Origin of the sequence: Pseudomonas sp. B19125 (assembly GCF_044218855.1) — a bacterium.
GTDB classification, from domain to species: Bacteria; Pseudomonadota; Gammaproteobacteria; order Pseudomonadales; family Pseudomonadaceae; genus Aquipseudomonas; species Aquipseudomonas edaphica.
This window is the reverse complement of sequence record NZ_CP162589.1, coordinates 4,518,386-4,534,679: the sequence shown is the minus strand read 5'-3', so window position 1 is coordinate 4,534,679 and position 16,294 is coordinate 4,518,386. Positions and strand designations below refer to the sequence as shown.

Here is a 16,294-nt window from a genome sequence, read left to right as displayed (position 1 = left end):
GTTAACGCCCGAGCAGACGACTTCCTTATTGAGAGCCCAATAAGGAGTGTCGGCATGAACGTTAAAGGTATTTCGGTATTAACCGGCCTGTTTTGCCTATGGGCGGGAGCCTGTGGTGCTGCGCAGACCATAGGGCAGGGCACCATTCAATTTCGCGGCGCCATCGTCGAACCTGGCTGTGCGACAAATGCGCGCAGTGGCGCGGTGATGGAGTTGACCGGGTGCGCCAGTTCCAATCGCGGCAGTCGCTTCGAGGTGCGCAATATTGCGCCAGTGGCCAGCGTCAACGCCGCCCATGTAAAGCTGGTGGCAGACAGCGGCGATGGGCGTTATTACAACCAGAGTTACTTGCTGGTGGATGCCGCTGGCAAGGCGATCCAGTCGGGCAACTACGTGATTACCATGACCTCGCCCTAAGCCTTCGGGCGACGATCCGCGTCAACAGCGGGCCAAGAAACCTATAGAATGCCCGGCGGCGGCGCTGTTCTGCGCGGCCGTTGGATCATCGCCAGAGTATCTCGCCCGCCAATGAGCATTTCAGCCGCAACGCCCCAAGCCAATTGGCAACCGGTCATCGCCTTGGCGCTGGCCGCCTTTGTGTTCAATACCACCGAATTCGTGCCCGTGGGGCTGCTCAGCGCCATCGGTGCGAGCTTCGACATGCCCATCGCCAGCGTCGGCTTGATGCTCACCATCTATGCCTGGATCGTTTCGCTGACCTCGTTGCCGGTGATGCTGCTGACGCGCAACGTCGAGCGGCGCAAGTTGCTGATCGTGCTGTTCGGCCTGTTTATCGCCAGCCATATCCTCTCCAGCGTCGCCAACAGTTTTGGCCTGCTGATGGTCAGTCGCATCGGCATTGCGTTGTCCCACGCGCTGTTCTGGTCAATTACCGCGTCCCTGGCCGTGCGCCTGGCGCCGGAAGGCAAGCAGGTGCAAGCCCTTGGGTTATTGGCCACCGGCACGTCCCTGGCGATGGTGTTGGGCATTCCGCTGGGCCGCCTGCTCGGCGAAGCCATGGGCTGGCGCACCACCTTCCTGGTGATCGCCGCGTTCGCTGGCGCGCTGGTGTTCTGGCTGGCGCGCACCTTGCCGCCGCTGCCGAGCCAGAACTCCGGCTCGCTGCGCAGCCTGCCGTTGCTGTTCAAACGCCCAGCACTGGTGGCGCTGTACGTGCTCACCGCCATGACCGTCACCGCGCAATTCACCGCCTACAGCTACATCGAACCCTTCGTCGAAGGCGTGGCCGGTTTGGGCGGTGGCGCCGTAACCCTGATTTTGCTGGTGTTCGGCGGCGCGGGCATCATCGGCTCGCTGCTGTTCAGCCTGGTGCACCGTTTCAACCCGCATATTTTCGTGGTCAGCGCAGTGTTCCTGCTCGCGGCCTGCTTGACCCTGCTGCTGCCCTTGAGCGGCGCCGAGTCGTACCTGGTGATACTGAGCATTTTCTGGGGCATGGCCATCATGGGCTTCGGCCTCGCCATGCAATCGAAGGTGCTGGTGCTGGCCCCCGACGCCACCGACGTGGCCATGGCAATGTTCTCCGGCATCTACAACATCGGCATCGGCGGCGGCGCCCTGATGGGCAGCTGGGTCGGCAGCCACTTCGGCTTCGCCTGGATCGGCGTGGCGGGCGGGGCGTTGGCAGCGGTGGCGTTGATCGGGTATTGCCTGGCGATTCGGCGGTTTGGGACGGGTGTGGCGCGTACCCAGTAATACTTGTTCAATGATGAATTTGAGTTTTCGAAGGATTGAATGATGTCTGCTTTTGAGTTTTTAACACCGGGCTCGGTTGGCTCACTGCGTTTTGGTATGCCTCGGGAACAGGCCCGCGCAATCTTGGGAAAGGCATTCGAAACGTTCAAAAAGACAGCTGAGTCGATGAATACCACAGACGCCTATGACGTACAGCGTCTTCATCTTTACTACGATGAAACTGATCAGCTCAAGGGCGTGGAGTTTTTCCAAGGCAGCCAATTTTCATGGAAAGGGGAAATCCTGGTCGGAATGACTTGCGACGATCTTAAAAAGACGCTGCGCCTTCACGAAGTCGCATTTTTATCAGATAACGCCGGTATTGACGCGAAGGCACTGGGAATGAGCTTCTACATCCCGGATATATATGACGAGGGCGATAACGCCATTGTTAAATGCCTTTACCTTGACCTGTCGGTGGCTGATTCCAAGGGCGGTTACGGACTGTGAGGCATCTGATCGTTTTACTTTTCCTCGGTTTGCTCAGCGGCTGCGTGACGAATCAACTGCATTTTGCTTCGTACTCTACGCCGGCTCAGTTGGAAGCGATCAAGAGCAGGGTTATTCAGGCTGATATCGTGAATGTCGTCGGGGCAGAAAGCTGCACGCGTTGCTCTGAGTCAAGCAAAGTGGTCTGGCATGCGGCTAATTACAACGTCGGTCTATATGAAGGCTTTGCCGCTGTGCCTGTGGATGACTGGCTCGAATTCGCCAGGCTATCAGTGGGTTCTTCCTCTGAGGCGCCTCTGAAAACTACCGTTGAAATCGACAGAGTCTTCGTTAAAACCTGGAATTCACCAGAGTACTACGCATGTGAAGTGAGCCTTACGGTGGACATCGGCGGCACACGATATGCCGGCTGGTCACGCCTGAAGTTGAAAGAGCCAGGGCAGCGTCTGATCAGCCAGGAGCGTGCGTCTCTCAACGGCGAGGTGTTGAGCACAGTCGGTCTTGCATTGAAGGCGGCTTACATTGATGCGCTGGACAAGTCAAAAAGCGCGCACTGATTTAGGACCGGCTATCGGGCTGGCATCGTCGGTCAGAACTTTCAGGCATGTTAAGGGCCTAGAGCACCCGTTGCCTATTTTTCCTGGAGCCCAGTACCGATGTTGAACGCCGTGATCAAACCCGCCGTATTCGCTTTCGTCATCGGCATGTCCATGCTGCTGATCAGCCCTGCGAGCTCAGCCGCCAGCTTCGACTGTGGCAAGGCCAAAGCGCCTGACGAAATTGCGATTTGCAAAAACGTCAGCCTCAATGACCAGGATGTGACCATGGCGTTGCTCTACGACTTGAACAAGCACTTTATGGCCATGGGCGGGCGCGGCTCATTGATGGACGGGCAGGCCGAGTGGCTCAAACAGCGGCATGCCTGCGGGGCGAAAGTCAGTTGCCTGAGCGCTGCTTATACGCAGCGGATTGGTATGTTGCGCGGGTTCATTGATGAGCGGGTGATGACGAAAGGGCCGTTCTGAGTCATTCCAGACGCGGCAGTTAGAGGGCGACCAAGAGGTCGCCCATTTTTCTTTACAGCCCTACGCTCGCAATCTTCGCCCCATCACATCGAGTAAGTCGCAACCGTCACGCAGTGGAATACTTAACAGCAACGCGAAGTCCTGCAGCACAACAGTGTCGCTGCTAAGCCCATCGCGAAGCGCCAGGTTCTCAAGAAATTGAGTGACTGCCCGTATGCGAAACACCGCTGCATCATGCAGTGCGTCCAGTGGTGCCTGAGTGTCGATAAGCAGGGTAGGGATAATGCAATCGGGGCCTGTGATGGGCATATACCGATCTTGTGCAGTCATGGATCTTGCTCCTATATCTGAATGAGCCGTCACCTTCTGCCGCCAAGCAGAATTAGGGTGGCGGATTACGCAAGGTTGGCGGACCGGGGATATAGGACCCGGCACTTCCGAAGAAGTCCCTGCGCAACCCGCCATTGCACGAAATCACGGGCACAAAAAAGCGCCTGCAATCGTGTTGGGGGCGCTGTTGCGCCTATATCTGGTCGGACCGCCAAGTCCAATCGCAGCGTTTGCTGCGAGTTGAAAGGTTAACGTGCGAGGTTCTCAGGGGCAACAGGCAAATGGGCGGGATCTAAAATTTGGATCATTCGCCTGTGCGGTAATCTGCTTTCCTGTGGGAGCGGGCTTGTTGTGGCGAGCAGGCTTGTCCTGCGTTGGGTGGCGAAGCCGCCCCATTCAGTCGACGCGGTGGCTAGAAAAAGCCGGGGCCGCTTCGCAGCCCAACGCAGGACAAGCCTGCTCGCCACACGTCAGCTCCCACATTTGACCGCATGCGGTTTTAGTACCTTACAGCGCAGCCAGCACCGCCTCGAGCTTCTCCTGATCCCGCGCAAACTGGCGAATGCCTTCGGCGAGTTTTTCAGTCGCCATCGCATCTTCATTCGACGCCCAACGGAATTGCGCTTCGGTCAATGGCTGACGCGCTTCGCCTTCTACGCCCGGCGCCAATTTGCGTTGCAGCACGCCGTTATCGTCAGCCAGTTTTTGCAGCAGGTCAGGGCTGATGGTCAGGCGGTCGCAACCGGCCAGCTCTTCGATCTGGCTCAAGGTGCGGAAGCTGGCGCCCATCACCACGGTGTCGGTTTTATTGGCCTTGTAGTAGTTGTAGATACGCGTCACCGACTGCACGCCCGGGTCTTCGGCACCGGTGTAGTCCAGGCCGGTGTTTTTGCGATACCAGTCGTAGATGCGGCCCACGAACGGCGAGATCAAAAATACCCCGGCATCCGCGCAGGCCTGGGCCTGGGCGAAGGAAAACAGCAGGGTGAGGTTGGTCTGGATACCGGCTTTTTCCAGGCGCTCGGCGGTGCGGATGCCTTCCCAGGTGGAGGCCAGTTTGATCAGCACGCGGTCGCGGCCGACACCGGCCTGGTCATACAGGGCGATCAGCTGGTTGGCCTTGGCCCACAGCGCGTCTTCGTCGAACGACAAACGCGCGTCGACTTCAGTGGAAATACGCCCCGGAATCACCTTGAGAATGCCCGCGCCCACCGACACCGCAAAGTGATCGCAGGCCAGGTCCACATCGCCTTTGGACAGGCTCACGGCATTGCGCAGCAGCTCGGCGTATTCCGGGATGGCGGCGGCCTTGAGCAGCAGCGACGGGTTGGTGGTGGCGTCCACCGGGCGCAGGCGGCTGATGGCTTCCAGGTCGCCGGTGTCGCAGACCACGGTGGTGAATTGCTTGAGTTGTTCGAGCTTGGACGTCATGAGTGGCGGTCCCCAGGAAAAGAGTGAAGGTAGCTGTTGTACCATTTCCGGGGCGCCCTGTTTACCGCGCGTGCAAACCTGTCGCGGCCTTAAGGCTTCCAGGTCTGCACGTCCTGCGCATCCACCGCCTTGGCGTAAGGCGTGCCTGTCATCACCGCGATTTTCTTGCGAAATAGCGCCAAGCTTAAAGTTATGAAAAGCATTCGATAAATACTCTTTCGATCTGAGCTTAGGGCGCTTTTTGCAGCGTCCGACCAATCGGGCATAACCATAGAGTTATATGATTCTTTCATAATTTTGCGTGATTAATATAATAAAAAGCGAACTTTCCCGCGAAGACGCTTTATGACCTCACGCCGCCAGATCCATTTGTCAGCCTTCCTGTTGAGCGGCCCGGTGGTGCACAGCCACGCGGTATGGCGCCACCCCGAAACCGTCGGCAATTACCTCGACCCCGAGTACTACACGCGTATCGCCAAAGTCGTGGAGGAAGGCTTGTTCGACTTCCTGTTTTTCGCCGATCGCCTGGCCGTGGGCGACCAGATGGGCGGCTCCCGTGAGTTTGCCTTGCGCTACGGCGCCCAGGACGCCACGCGCCTCGACCCGCTGCCGATCCTGTCGTACCTGGTGGGCCAGACCACCAAACTCGGCCTGGGCGCGACCCGTTCCACCACCTATTACGAACCGGCGCATATTGCCCGCGAATTCGCCACCTTGGACCACCTGTCCAAGGGCCGCGCGGCGTGGAATATCGTCACCTCGATGAATAACAGCGAAGGGCGCCTGTTCGGCAAGGCCAAGCACCTGGAGCATGACCTGCGCTACGACCGCGCCGATGAGTTTGTCGAGGTCGCGCTGAAACTCTGGAACAGCTGGGGCAAGGACGCGCTCAAGCTCGACCGCGAAAGCGGCGTGCTCGCCGACCCGGCATTGATTACCTCGGTGCAACACCAGGGCGAGTGGTTCCGGGTTGAAGGCCCGCTGAATATCCCGCGTTCGCCCCAGGGCCGGCCGGTGCTGATCCAGGCCGGGTCTTCCGGGCGGGGTCGGCGCTTTGGCGCACGGTGGGCCGAGGCGATTTTTACCATTCACCCGCACCTGGCGGCGATGCGGGCCTTTCGCGATGACGTGCGCGCCCAGGTGGTGCAACAAGGCCGCGCCGCCGACAGCTGCAAAATACTCACCGCGGTGATGCCGTTTATTGGCGGCAGCGAAGCCGAAGCCCGCGCCAAGCGCGACCAGCACAACGCCCTGGCGCGGCCGGAGTTGGGGCTGGTGACACTGGCTTCGCAGCTGAATGTGGACCTGTCGCCGTTCCCGTTGTCGGCCACCTTGGCCGAGGTGGCGCAATCGCCGCTGATCCACGCGGCGGCCGCTGAAAAGCTGCTGATGCAAGGCTCTGAGCTGACCCTGGAACAACTCGGCCGGATCTTCGCCAGCAGCGTGCGCGTGCCGCAACTGGTGGGCACCGGCGCGCAGATCGCCGACCAATTGGCTGAGCTGTTCGAGCAAGGCGGTTGCGACGGCTTTGTGATTTCGCCGGGGTACTTGCCGGGCTCGTTCACCGAATTTGTCGAAAGCGTGATTCCGCATTTGCAGCGCAAGGGCCTGTTCCGCACGGCGTACGAAGGTTCGACGTTGCGTGAGCACCTCGGTCTGGACTGATGCGCTCTATGTGGGAGCTGGCTTGCCTGCGATAGCGGTGGGTCAGTTTGCACCGTTGTTGACTGACACTGCGCTATCGCAGGCAAGCCAGCTCCCACATTTGGGCGGCGGTGTTTTTTATTGGGTACATCAATTTAAAGGAATAGTGCGCATGGCTGCTTTTGATCTCTTGACCCGTCGCCGCTTGCTCGGCATGGCAGGCATTTCCATGGCCGGCCTGGCGCTGCCCAGCCTGGGCTTGGCGGCCGACGAGCACGCCGGGCACGGCACGCCTGCGGAACCTGCAGGTACCGGCGAGTTCATCCGCCTCGACGCGCCGCGCAAGCTCAAACTGGCGGTCAACCTCAACGCTGTGTGCCTGGCGCCAGTGGTGATCGCCCACGGCCAGGGCTTCTTCACCAAGCACAACCTCGATGTGGAGCTGGTCAACTTCGGCAACTCCACCGAAGTGCTGCTCGAAGCCATCGCCACCGGCAAGGCGGATGCCGGCATAGGCATGGCGCTGCGTTGGCTCAAGGCGCTGGAACAAGGCTTTGACGTCAAGCTCACCGCCGGTACCCACGGCGGTTGCCTGCGCTTGCTGAGTGCGGCGAACGGCGGCGTGAACAGGCTGGAGGACCTCAAGGGCAAGGCCATCGGTGTCACCGACATGGCCAGCCCCGACCGCAATTTCTTCTCGATCCTGCTGAAAAAGCACGGCGTCGACCCGGTGCGCGACGTCGAATGGCGCCTGTACCCGGCCGACCTGCTGGGCACCGCGCTGGAGCGTGGTGAAGTGCAGGCGGTCAGCGGCAGTGACCCGTTCATGTACCGCCTGATCAAGTCCGGCGTGGCGCGGGAGTTGTCCACCAACCTGGTGGAGGCATACGCCAACCTTAGTTGCTGCGTGGTCGGCGTCACCGGCAAGCTGGTACGTGAAGACAAGCGCGTGGTCGCGGCGCTGACCCAGGCGATTCTGGAGGCCCACGATTATTCCGTGCAGCACCCCGAAGAAGTCGCCAAGGGCTTCCAGGCCTATGCGCTGAATACCACCACTGAGGAAGTGCAGGCGATCCTGCACGATCATACCCACGGCCACCATGCGGTCGGCGCGGCGCTGACGCAGGAAATCACCACCTATGTCACCGACCTGAAAACCGTCGAGGTGATCAGCAAAGGCACCGACCCGGTGGAGTTTGCCAAGGAGATCACCGCTGATGTCTTCAGTTGATGCAACCACCCTGAACCCAAGCCTGACATTCAAGGCCGGCTGGCAGGGCGCCACGGTGGTGGCTGCCTGGGTGGCCGTGGCGCTGTTGATCAGCTATTGGCCCAATGCCGTGCGCAATTGGCCGATGACCCAAGGGCTGGCCAATGTGTGCGTGGCGGTGGCTGCGCTGTTCATTCTGTTGAGCCTGCTGGGCCTGCGTTTTTCGCGGCTCGGCCAGCGCTTGCAAAAGGACGGGCCGTGGTTGATTGCCTTGCCCGTGTTGCTGGGTATCTGGGAACTGCTCACCGCCAAGCTGGCGCTGCTGCCGGTGCCGTTTTTCGCGCCGCCCCAGGCCTTGCTTGCGGTGTATGTCGAAGACTATGCGCGCCTGGCCGACAGCCTGCTGCATTCGGCCTTGCTGCTGGGTTCGGGCGTGGCGCTGGGCGCGGCGACTGGTTTTGTCGCGGGCGTCTCCATCGGCTGGTCCACGCGCATCGGCTACTGGTTGCACCCGGTGCTGCGTATCCTCGGGCCGGTGCCGTCGACGGCGTTGCTGCCGCTGTGTTTTTTCCTGTTTCCCAGCAGTTGGAGCGCAAGTGTTTTCCTGATCGCCCTGGCCACCTGGTTTCCGGTCACGGTGCTGACCTGGTCCGGCGTGGCGAGTGTCGATAAAGCCTATTACGACGTGGCGCGCACCTTGGGTGCCAAACCGGGCTTCCTGATTTTCAAAGTGGCGATTCCCGCTGCGTTGCCCCACGTGTTTGTCGGCTTGTTCATGGGCCTGGGCGCCTCGTTTTCGACCTTGGTGGTGGCGGAAATGATGGGGGTTAAATCCGGCATCGGCTGGTACTTGCAATGGGCTCAAGGCTGGGCCGCCTACGCGAACATGTACGCGGCATTATTGATCATGGCACTGGCCTGTTCGGGGTTGATCACCGGGTTGTTCCTGGTGCGTGACCGCTTGTTGGCCTGGCAGAAAGGAGCGATGAAATGGTAGCGCTGGCACAGGCAGTTCAACCCGCGCCCGGGCTGGCGCTGCGGATTGAGAACCTCAGCCATGGCTTTGCACTGGACGGGCAGCATTTGCCGGTATTGGAGCGGGTTTCCCTGGAGGTGGCGCCCGGAGAATTCGTGGCGTTGCTGGGGCCTTCGGGGTGCGGCAAATCCACTTTGCTGCGCCTGGTGGCCGGGTTGGAACCGGCTGACTCCGGGCGTTTGCTGGCCGATGGGCACGCCATCACCGGCCCCGACCCGAGCCGCGTGGTGGTGTTCCAGGACCCGACCCTGTACCCGTGGCGCCGGGTGTGGGACAACGTCGCGCTGGGCCTGGAGGCTCAAGGCTTGCTCAAGACCCATTCGGCCAAGGTCGATCAAGCCCTGGAAAAAGTCGGCCTCAGCGCCTTCGCGCACGCCTACCCTCGACAACTTTCCGGCGGCATGGCCCAGCGCGTGGCGTTGGCCCGTGCGCTGGTCAACCAGCCACGGCTGCTGATTCTGGATGAACCCCTGGGCAAGCTGGACTCGCTGACGCGCATCACCCTGCAAAAGGAGCTTATCGACCTGTGGCAGCGCCAGGGCTACACGGCGTTGCTGGTGACCCACGACGTGGAAGAAGCCTTGCTGCTGGCCAACCGCGTGATCGTGTTCAGCGACCGCCCGGCGAAGATCCAGGCGCAGTTGACCATCGACCGGCCCTATCCTCGGCATCGCGATGATGCCTATCTGGTGGATTTACGCCGGCAGATTCTGGGGTTGTTGGGGTTGGGGGAGAGCTGGTAGTTGTCGGTCTGATCGTTCCCACGCTCTGCGTGGGAATGCCGCTTGGGACGCTCCGCGTCCCGCAACCCCACAGTCTGACTGCATAGTCCTTGACACCGCCAACCCCATGCGCAAGGAACAACTCAGTTTTCGAAAATTGAGTTTCAGCGATGGCGAGAACCCATAAGCCAACCGATTTCGCAGATTTGCTAAAGCAATACGGCTTGGAAGTTATCGAGCTGGCGGGCCTCTGCAAAGCGGTCGACGGCAAAAGTCGGTACTTGCACTGGGATGAATTTCGTCGATACTCCACCTGGCCAGGGATGACGCCGAAGCCAACCTGAAGAAACTCGTATCCAAGGCCTAGGTGCGCTCAAACCTGCTCCTGCGCCCGCAACTGCACGCTCATCTCATCACAACTGTTTGCCCAGTCACTCAGCCACTGCGGCATGGGCGGTGAAGCTTCGGCCAAGCCGAGTTCGCGCACAAAGTCGGCCGGGGGCAGGGTGCCCTTGGCGGAGCGGAACAGGCCGCGCATCACCACCACGCCCACCACTCGGCCCTTGCTGATAAAACGATGCTCCATCAGGCTCCATTTGTGGTCCCAGCCGAGCATGCGGGTGTGTACCTCGAACACTTCAAAGAGCTTCAGCTCGCGGCGGAACTTGCCCCAGGTGTCGCCCACAATCGGCAACGCCTTGTTGCGCAGGGCCACGCGAAAAGCGCCGGTACGCAGCACAAAATCCATCCGCGCAACGTCTGCCAGGGTGAAGTACCGGCCGTTGGTGACGTGCCGGTTGATATCCAGGTCCAGCGGCCACACCCGCATGCGCACTACAGTGGTGTCCAAACCCTGCACGGGCTTGCGCCAGGGACGACGGAACAACATGAACAGCAATCGAAACCAGAGATTCATAAACGTGCCAGGCAGTTGATCAGAAGCCGCACTGTACGCAGCCGGAATCGGCTAAGGTAGGTGCGCAAATGACTTATTACATGCGAAAAACGCAAACAGGCTTTTTATGCACATTACCTTGCTCCTGGCCGATGATTGTTCTGCCGCCAACGCCACCCTGGTCCTGGAAATGCTCAGCGCCGCCAATCTGTTTGCCGACAGCCCACCCTTTGAGGTCTTGGTGGTCTCCCTGGACGGCCAGCCCGTCACCACGTGGAGCGGGCAGTGCATGCAGGTGGCGTGCGCGGCGGCGCAGGTGCGCCGCACCGACCTGATCCTGATCCCCGGTTTCCTGTTTACCCTCAAGCAGGCCCTGCCCACTTTTCCTGCCTACGGCCCGTGGCTGCGTGAGCAATATGCCCAGGGCGCGGTGCTGGCATCAATGTGCACCGCAGCTTTTTTGCTGGCCGAAAGCGGCCTGTTGCAAGGCTTGCGCGCTACCACCCACTGGGCGTTTGCCGAGCTGTTCCGGCGCCGTTACCCCGACGTGAGCCTGGAGGACGCGCAGATCCTGTGTGAAGAAAACCGTGTAATCACCAGCGGTGGCGCCAGCGCGGCGATGGACCTGATGCTGCACCTGATCCGCCGCTTCGGTTCACCAGAGCTTGCGCATACCTGTGGCAAATACCTGTTGATCGACGGCGTGCGTACCGAGCAGTCGGTGTACGCCCTGTGGTCGTTGCCCAAGAACCACGGCGACGGCGAGATCCTGCGGGTGCAGCATTGGCTGGAGCAGCACTTTGCCCAGGCGTTGGTAATTGACGACGTGGCGCGGCGCTTTGGTTTTGGTGTGCGCAATTTCAAGCGGCGTTTCAAGGAGGCGACCGGCTATACGCCCGTGGGTTATGTGCAAACCCTGCGCCTGGAGCGGGCCAAGCAGATGCTGGAGTCCACGCGCATGACCCTCGAAAGCATCACCTACGCGGTGGGGTATGAAGACAGTAATTCGTTTCGCCGCCTGTTCCAGCAGCGCGTGGGGATGCTGCCGGCGGCGTATCGCAAGAAATTCCTCGCCACGGCCTGAATCAGCGACGTAGCTGCGCCTGCGCTTCAATACATTCCACCAGAAACTCCATCACCACTTTCACCGACGGTGAGCGGCGCATATCCGGGTAGACCGTCAGCCAGATATCACGCACCGGGCCGTCGCTGGGCGTGGGCAACCGGGTCAACAGCGGGTCGTGGTCGCCCACCAGGGTCGGCAGCACTACCGCGCCGACCTACGCGCGCGCGGCCATCTGCTGGGTGATCAACTCGCTGGCGGCAAATACGATAGGGCGAGGGCCGCGCAGTTGGTGCAGCCAGGCTTGCTGGGGCAGGTGGTCGCGGCTGGCGTCGTAGGCGATGAAGGTCCATTGCGCTGCCGGCAAGTGTTCGAGCGCAGGTGCGGCGTACAAGCCGAAGCGCACCACGCCGACTTTGCGCCGCACCAGGGCTGCTTCGTCGGGGCGCAGGGTGCGCAAGGCGATGTCGGCTTCGCCCTTGTCCAGCGCGGCCAGTTGAGTGGACGGCATCAGCACCAGATTCAGCTGCGGGTAGTGGGCGCGTAAACGCGCAAGCTGAGGTGCAATGCAGTGGTTGGCGATGGACGGCGGGCAACTGACGCGCACAGTGCCGGCCAGTTCAATGGAGGCCACACGCGACAAGCGCATCACCTGCGTGGCCATATCGCCCATGCCCGCCGCCACTTGCGCCAAGGCCAGGCCTTGCGCCGTGAGCGGGCGGCTGCGGGGCAGGCGGTCCACCAGCTTTACGCCCAGGGCTTTTTCCAGTGCATCGACCCGGCGCCCGACGGTGGCATGTTCTACCTGCAGCTCGCGGGCGGCGGCCGACAATGACTGGGTGCGGGCCAGCACGGTGAAGTAGTAGAGGTCCTGCCAATCAAACATCGGGTTATTTCCGCACAGAGGCTGGGAGGGATTGGGGAATATTCCAACCGAATAATCCCTTTTACCATGGCCGCTTCCCAGTGCAAACGGAGTTGTTCCCTGATGAAAGCCATTACCCTGCAAGCCTACGGCGGTCCCGATGTCGCCCAACTGCGCCATGATGTGGCCAAACCCCAGGTCACGGCCGGGCATGTGCTGGTCAAGGTGGCCTGCGCCGGGATTAATTTCATGGATATTCATACCCGCCAGGGCAAATACGCGGCGTCGGTGACTTACCCGGTGCGGTTGCCTTGCACCCTGGGCATGGAGGGCGCCGGCGTGGTGGTTGAGGTTGGCCCGGGCGTGAGCCACCTGGCCGTGGGCGACCGGGTGGCCTGGTGCATTGCCTGGGGCGCCTATGCCGAATACGCCAACGTGCCTGCCGACAAAGTCGCGCAGATTCCCAGCGCCATCCCCTTCGATCAAGCGGCTGCGGCGATGTTTCAGGGCTGCACCGCGCACTACCTGGTTGAGGACGTGGCGCGCTTGCAGGCAGGCAGCAGTTGCCTGATTCACGCGGCGTCCGGCAGCATCGGCCAGTTGTTGGTGCAGATGGCGCGGCGGTTGGGCGCGACCGTGTTGACCACCGGCAGCAGCGCCGAAAAATGCGCGATTGCCCGGCAACGTGGCGCCCACCAGGCCTGGACCTATGACGGCTTTGCCGATCAGGTGCTGCAAGCCACGGATGGCCGCGGGGTGGATGTGGTGTTTGATTCAGTCGGCAAAAACACCTTGCGCGAGAGTTTCCGTGCTTGCCGCACGCGGGGTTTGATCGTCAATTATGGCAACGTGTCGGGCTCACTGAGCGATTTGGACCCGATTGAATTGGGCGAGGCGGGCTCGCTGTTTTTGACCCGACCACGCCTGGCGGACCACATGGCCGACGGGGCGACCGTGCAGCGGCGTGCCAATGCGGTGTTCGCGGCGATGCTGGAAGGGTCGTTGAGCGTGGAGATCGAGGGCCATTACAGCCTGGAGACGGTGCAACAGGTACACGCGCGCATCGAGGCGCGCCAGCAGATCGGCAAGGCGGTGTTGTGGGTGGACCGCGACCTGCGCTGATTGGTGGGGTGAGTAGGCTTGTTGTGGCGAGCAAGCTTGTTGTGGCGAGCAGGCTTGCCCTGCGTTGGGCTGCGAAGCGGCCCCAGTGCGGCTAATCCGATTTTTCAGTTAAACCGCGTGTTCAGGTTTCAGGGCCGCTGCGCGCCCCAACGCAGGGCAAGCCTGCTCGCCACAACAGCCCGTTAACCAGACGTTGGGTGGGGTACATGGCCAGATCGCAGGCGAAAAAAAACCGGCTGATCAGGCCGGTTTGGGGTGCCTCGCCAACAGCGAGGGTTATACGTGGTTGCTCTGCAGACGATCCGAACCACCTTCAGCCAGGCCACGTTCCTGCAGGCGGTCAGCACCGCCTTCAGCCAGGCCGCGTTCCTGCAGGCGATCAGCACCGCCTTCGGCCAGGCCACGTTCCTGCAGGCGGTCAGCACCGCCTTCAGCCAGGCCGCGTTCCTGCAAGCGATCAGCGCCACCTTCGGCTATACGGCGTTCCTGCAGACGGTCAGAACCATTTTCGGCTACGTGGTTGCCTTGCAGGCGATCCGCGCCGCCTTCAGCGACAACCGGGTGGGCAAAAGCGTTGGCAGCCAGTACCGAGAAAGCGAGGCTAAGCAAGAGTTGGCGTTTCATGGTGGTGTGCTCCGAGAGTTGTAGTTGGGTGTTGCCGGGTATGGGTTTGATGGTACGCGTTGGATTTTTTAAGAGAACTTCATTGCGCTGATGGTGACTATCGACGCCAGCGATGGCCCGTTGTGGCGGGCCATCGTGCAGGCGCTCAAGGCATCTGCGGCAGTTCCTGAGGGCGCAGGTCAAACACCAGCACCTCGGCGTCTTCGCCCTGGCTCAGGCGGATCTGCCGCTCATTGCGCAGCCGTGCGCCGTCGCCTTCCTGCATGCGTTGGCCATTGAGTTCGACGCTGCCGCGGGCCACGTGCACGTACACATGGCGGTCCGCCGGCACGTCCAGGGTCGTGGTTTCGTCGCCGTTGAACAGCCCGGCATACACCCGTGCATCCTGGCGAACGTTGAGCGAGCCATCCGTGCCTTCCGGCGAGATGATCAACTGCAAGCGCCCACGTTTTTGCGCTGCGCTGAAGTGCTCCTGCTGGTAGCGCGGTTCGGCGCCGACCATATTCGGCACAATCCAGATCTGCAGGAAGTGCACGCCATGGCTCTGGCTGTGGTTGAACTCGCTGTGGGCCACGCCGCTGCCGGCGCTCATCAATTGCACGTCGCCAGGGCGGATCACCGAACCGGTGCCCAGGGTGTCCTTGTGTTCCAGGGCGCCTTCGAGCACATAGGAGAAAATCTCCATGTCCCGATGCGGGTGCTGGCCGAAGCCTTTGCCGGCGGCGACGCGGTCATCGTTGATCACCAGCAGGTCGGAAAAACCCTGCTCCTTGGGATCCCAGTAGTTGGCAAACGAGAAGGTGTGGAACGACTTCAACCAACCGTGATTGGCGGCGCCGCGTTCCGAGGCTTTGCGAAGGGTCAGCATGGTCTTGTCCTCAAGTGAGCGCTGGCTGCGAAATGCAGGGCGCTTGCGTTGAGAAGAAGGTTAATGGTTTTCCAGTGATTCATTAATAAGCTGAAAATTGAATTAATGTCTCATTTTAGTTGACAGTTTCAAGCGTGCCATAATGCCGTCCCGACTCCCGTTACGATGGACTTGCTCTTGATGAAAACCGTGGCCATGGCGCTGTTTCCAGACTTCCTGCTGCTCGATATGGCCGGGCCGCTGGAGGTGTTTTCCATAGCCAATCGCTACTTGCCGGCGTCGGAGCATTATCGGATCCTGACGATCGGTACCGAGCCCGGTCCGCTGCGCGCCTCCAATGGCGTGCACGTGCATGCCGACCTGCAACTGGCGCATGCCGATGAGGCCTACGACCTTCTGCTGGTGCCCGGCGGGCCTGGCGCTTATAACGAATGCCATCCGGCTCTGCTGCCTTGGCTGCGGGCCGCAGCGCCTCGGGCACGGCGCTTCGGTTCGATCTGCACCGGCGCCTTTGTGCTGGGGCACGCCGGGCTGCTCGACGGCCACCGCGTCACCACGCACTGGCACTACACCGACCGCCTGATCAAAGGCTTTCCCAAGGCCACCGTCGAGACCGATCGCATTTACTTGCAGGATGGCCGCTTGATTACCTCCGGCGGGGTCACTGCCGGCATCGACCTGGCGCTGTCGATCATCGCCCAGGACCATGGCCGGCAGGTGGCGGTCGACGTCGCCAAGGTGCTGCTGGTGGTGATGAAACGCCAGGGCGGGCAGGCTCAGTTCAGCCCGATGACCGCCGCCGTCGCGCCGCTGGAAACCCCGATCACCCGCGTGCAGAACCAGGTGCTGGCGCAGTTGGATCAGCCATTGAGCATCGTGTCCATGGCCGCGCTGGCGGGCATGAGCGCGCGCCATTTTGCGCGGCTGTTCGCCAAAGAGGTGGGCATGACGCCCATGGCCTTTGTGCAAGGCGCGCGTATCGACCGTGCCCGGCACCTGCTGGAAAGCACAGACCTGCCGCTCAAGACCGTGGCTTTCCGCGCAGGCTTCGGCAGCGTGCGGCATATGCGCTTTCTGTTCAGTGAAAAACTCGGCCTTAACCCCACGCAGTACCGCCAACAGTTCAGTTGACGCCGGAATGTCCGTCTGGCTGCCCTGATTGTCCGTGTCGCTCCCTGTGCCAGCATTGTCCTGTCACGCATAGCTGGCAAGATAGCCCCAGGCCCCTTGAAAGGAGGCGCAGGCGCCCAAGGC

General features: G+C 61.3%; 19 protein-coding genes. 12 read left to right on the top strand and 7 right to left on the bottom strand.

Annotated elements, in window-relative coordinates; all coding sequences use genetic code 11:
• Positions 1-54: 54 nt before the first annotated feature.
• The 5 genes from AB4P96_RS20320 to AB4P96_RS20300 all read left to right on the top strand — a co-directional run bounded on the left by AB4P96_RS20320 (position 55) and on the right by AB4P96_RS20300 (position 3,230).
• Positions 55-417, top strand: a complete 363-nt coding sequence (locus tag AB4P96_RS20320; RefSeq protein WP_017137735.1) for a hypothetical protein — start codon at positions 55-57, stop codon at positions 415-417.
• A 111-nt stretch (positions 418-528) separates the two neighbouring features.
• Positions 529-1,716: a sugar transporter gene (locus tag AB4P96_RS20315; RefSeq protein WP_395600000.1), complete on the top strand. Its 1,188-nt coding sequence runs from the start codon at positions 529-531 to the stop codon at positions 1,714-1,716.
• Between the two features lie 42 nt (positions 1,717-1,758).
• Positions 1,759-2,205, top strand: coding sequence for a hypothetical protein (locus AB4P96_RS20310; protein WP_138453531.1), 447 nt, complete (start codon positions 1,759-1,761; stop codon positions 2,203-2,205).
• The gene (locus AB4P96_RS20305) at positions 2,202-2,762 is read left to right on the top strand and encodes a hypothetical protein (RefSeq protein ID WP_236462446.1); all 561 of its coding nucleotides are present in this window, start codon (positions 2,202-2,204) and stop codon (positions 2,760-2,762) included. Before AB4P96_RS20310 ends, AB4P96_RS20305 begins: the two co-directional genes overlap by 4 nt.
• Before the next feature lie 99 nt (positions 2,763-2,861).
• Positions 2,862-3,230, top strand: coding sequence for a lysozyme inhibitor LprI family protein (locus AB4P96_RS20300; RefSeq protein WP_171045966.1), 369 nt, complete (start codon positions 2,862-2,864; stop codon positions 3,228-3,230).
• A gap of 60 nt (positions 3,231-3,290) precedes the next feature.
• Here AB4P96_RS20300 and AB4P96_RS20295 read toward each other — a convergent pair whose 3' ends face one another.
• Together AB4P96_RS20295 and tal are read right to left on the bottom strand one after the other, a co-directional pair.
• Positions 3,291-3,539, bottom strand: coding sequence for a hypothetical protein (locus AB4P96_RS20295; RefSeq protein WP_138454274.1), 249 nt, complete (start codon positions 3,537-3,539; stop codon positions 3,291-3,293).
• 528 nt (positions 3,540-4,067) lie between these two features.
• On the bottom strand, positions 4,068-4,991 hold the full coding sequence (tal, locus tag AB4P96_RS20290; RefSeq protein ID WP_236374482.1) for a transaldolase: 924 nt from the start codon (positions 4,989-4,991) through the stop codon (positions 4,068-4,070).
• Between the two features lie 345 nt (positions 4,992-5,336).
• Here tal and AB4P96_RS20285 point away from each other — a divergent pair, with 345 nt between their 5' ends.
• The 4 genes from AB4P96_RS20285 (at position 5,337) to AB4P96_RS20270 (ending at position 9,624) form a co-directional block, all read left to right on the top strand.
• The gene (locus AB4P96_RS20285) at positions 5,337-6,656 is read left to right on the top strand and encodes an LLM class flavin-dependent oxidoreductase (RefSeq protein ID WP_395599999.1); all 1,320 of its coding nucleotides are present in this window, start codon (positions 5,337-5,339) and stop codon (positions 6,654-6,656) included.
• Between the two features lie 151 nt (positions 6,657-6,807).
• Positions 6,808-7,866, top strand: coding sequence for an ABC transporter substrate-binding protein (locus AB4P96_RS20280; protein ID WP_177032259.1), 1,059 nt, complete (start codon positions 6,808-6,810; stop codon positions 7,864-7,866).
• The gene (locus AB4P96_RS20275; RefSeq protein WP_395599998.1) at positions 7,853-8,842 is read left to right on the top strand and encodes an ABC transporter permease; all 990 of its coding nucleotides are present in this window, start codon (positions 7,853-7,855) and stop codon (positions 8,840-8,842) included. Before AB4P96_RS20280 ends, AB4P96_RS20275 begins: the two co-directional genes overlap by 14 nt.
• The gene (locus AB4P96_RS20270; RefSeq protein ID WP_395599997.1) at positions 8,836-9,624 is read left to right on the top strand and encodes an ABC transporter ATP-binding protein; all 789 of its coding nucleotides are present in this window, start codon (positions 8,836-8,838) and stop codon (positions 9,622-9,624) included. Before AB4P96_RS20275 ends, AB4P96_RS20270 begins: the two co-directional genes overlap by 7 nt.
• Before the next feature lie 352 nt (positions 9,625-9,976).
• Here AB4P96_RS20270 and AB4P96_RS20265 read toward each other — a convergent pair whose 3' ends face one another.
• Complete coding sequence (locus AB4P96_RS20265) at positions 9,977-10,519, bottom strand: acyl-CoA thioesterase (RefSeq protein ID WP_099547759.1); 543 nt, start codon at positions 10,517-10,519, stop codon at positions 9,977-9,979.
• A gap of 106 nt (positions 10,520-10,625) precedes the next feature.
• Between AB4P96_RS20265 and AB4P96_RS20260 the strand changes: the two genes are divergently transcribed.
• The gene (locus AB4P96_RS20260; RefSeq protein ID WP_395599996.1) at positions 10,626-11,582 is read left to right on the top strand and encodes a GlxA family transcriptional regulator; all 957 of its coding nucleotides are present in this window, start codon (positions 10,626-10,628) and stop codon (positions 11,580-11,582) included.
• A gap of 1 nt (position 11,583) precedes the next feature.
• On the opposite strand, the gene AB4P96_RS20255 is transcribed toward AB4P96_RS20260, so the two are convergent.
• Positions 11,584-11,766 (bottom strand): hypothetical protein, encoded by a 183-nt coding sequence (locus AB4P96_RS20255; RefSeq protein ID WP_395599995.1) that lies wholly within the window; start codon positions 11,764-11,766, stop codon positions 11,584-11,586.
• Between the two features lie 12 nt (positions 11,767-11,778).
• The gene (locus AB4P96_RS20250; RefSeq protein WP_395599994.1) at positions 11,779-12,447 is read right to left on the bottom strand and encodes a LysR family transcriptional regulator; all 669 of its coding nucleotides are present in this window, start codon (positions 12,445-12,447) and stop codon (positions 11,779-11,781) included.
• A 102-nt stretch (positions 12,448-12,549) separates the two neighbouring features.
• Between AB4P96_RS20250 and AB4P96_RS20245 the strand changes: the two genes are divergently transcribed.
• The gene (locus AB4P96_RS20245) at positions 12,550-13,548 is read left to right on the top strand and encodes a quinone oxidoreductase (protein ID WP_170038579.1); all 999 of its coding nucleotides are present in this window, start codon (positions 12,550-12,552) and stop codon (positions 13,546-13,548) included.
• Between the two features lie 276 nt (positions 13,549-13,824).
• Here AB4P96_RS20245 and AB4P96_RS20240 read toward each other — a convergent pair whose 3' ends face one another.
• Both AB4P96_RS20240 and AB4P96_RS20235 read right to left on the bottom strand, forming a co-directional pair.
• On the bottom strand, positions 13,825-14,172 hold the full coding sequence (locus AB4P96_RS20240; RefSeq protein WP_099547763.1) for a hypothetical protein: 348 nt from the start codon (positions 14,170-14,172) through the stop codon (positions 13,825-13,827).
• A gap of 145 nt (positions 14,173-14,317) precedes the next feature.
• Positions 14,318-15,040: a pirin family protein gene (locus tag AB4P96_RS20235; RefSeq protein ID WP_177032249.1), complete on the bottom strand. Its 723-nt coding sequence runs from the start codon at positions 15,038-15,040 to the stop codon at positions 14,318-14,320.
• Positions 15,041-15,220: 180 nt separating this feature from the next.
• Here AB4P96_RS20235 and AB4P96_RS20230 point away from each other — a divergent pair, with 180 nt between their 5' ends.
• Positions 15,221-16,171 (top strand): GlxA family transcriptional regulator, encoded by a 951-nt coding sequence (locus AB4P96_RS20230; protein WP_017137750.1) that lies wholly within the window; start codon positions 15,221-15,223, stop codon positions 16,169-16,171.
• Positions 16,172-16,294: the final 123 nt, after the last annotated feature.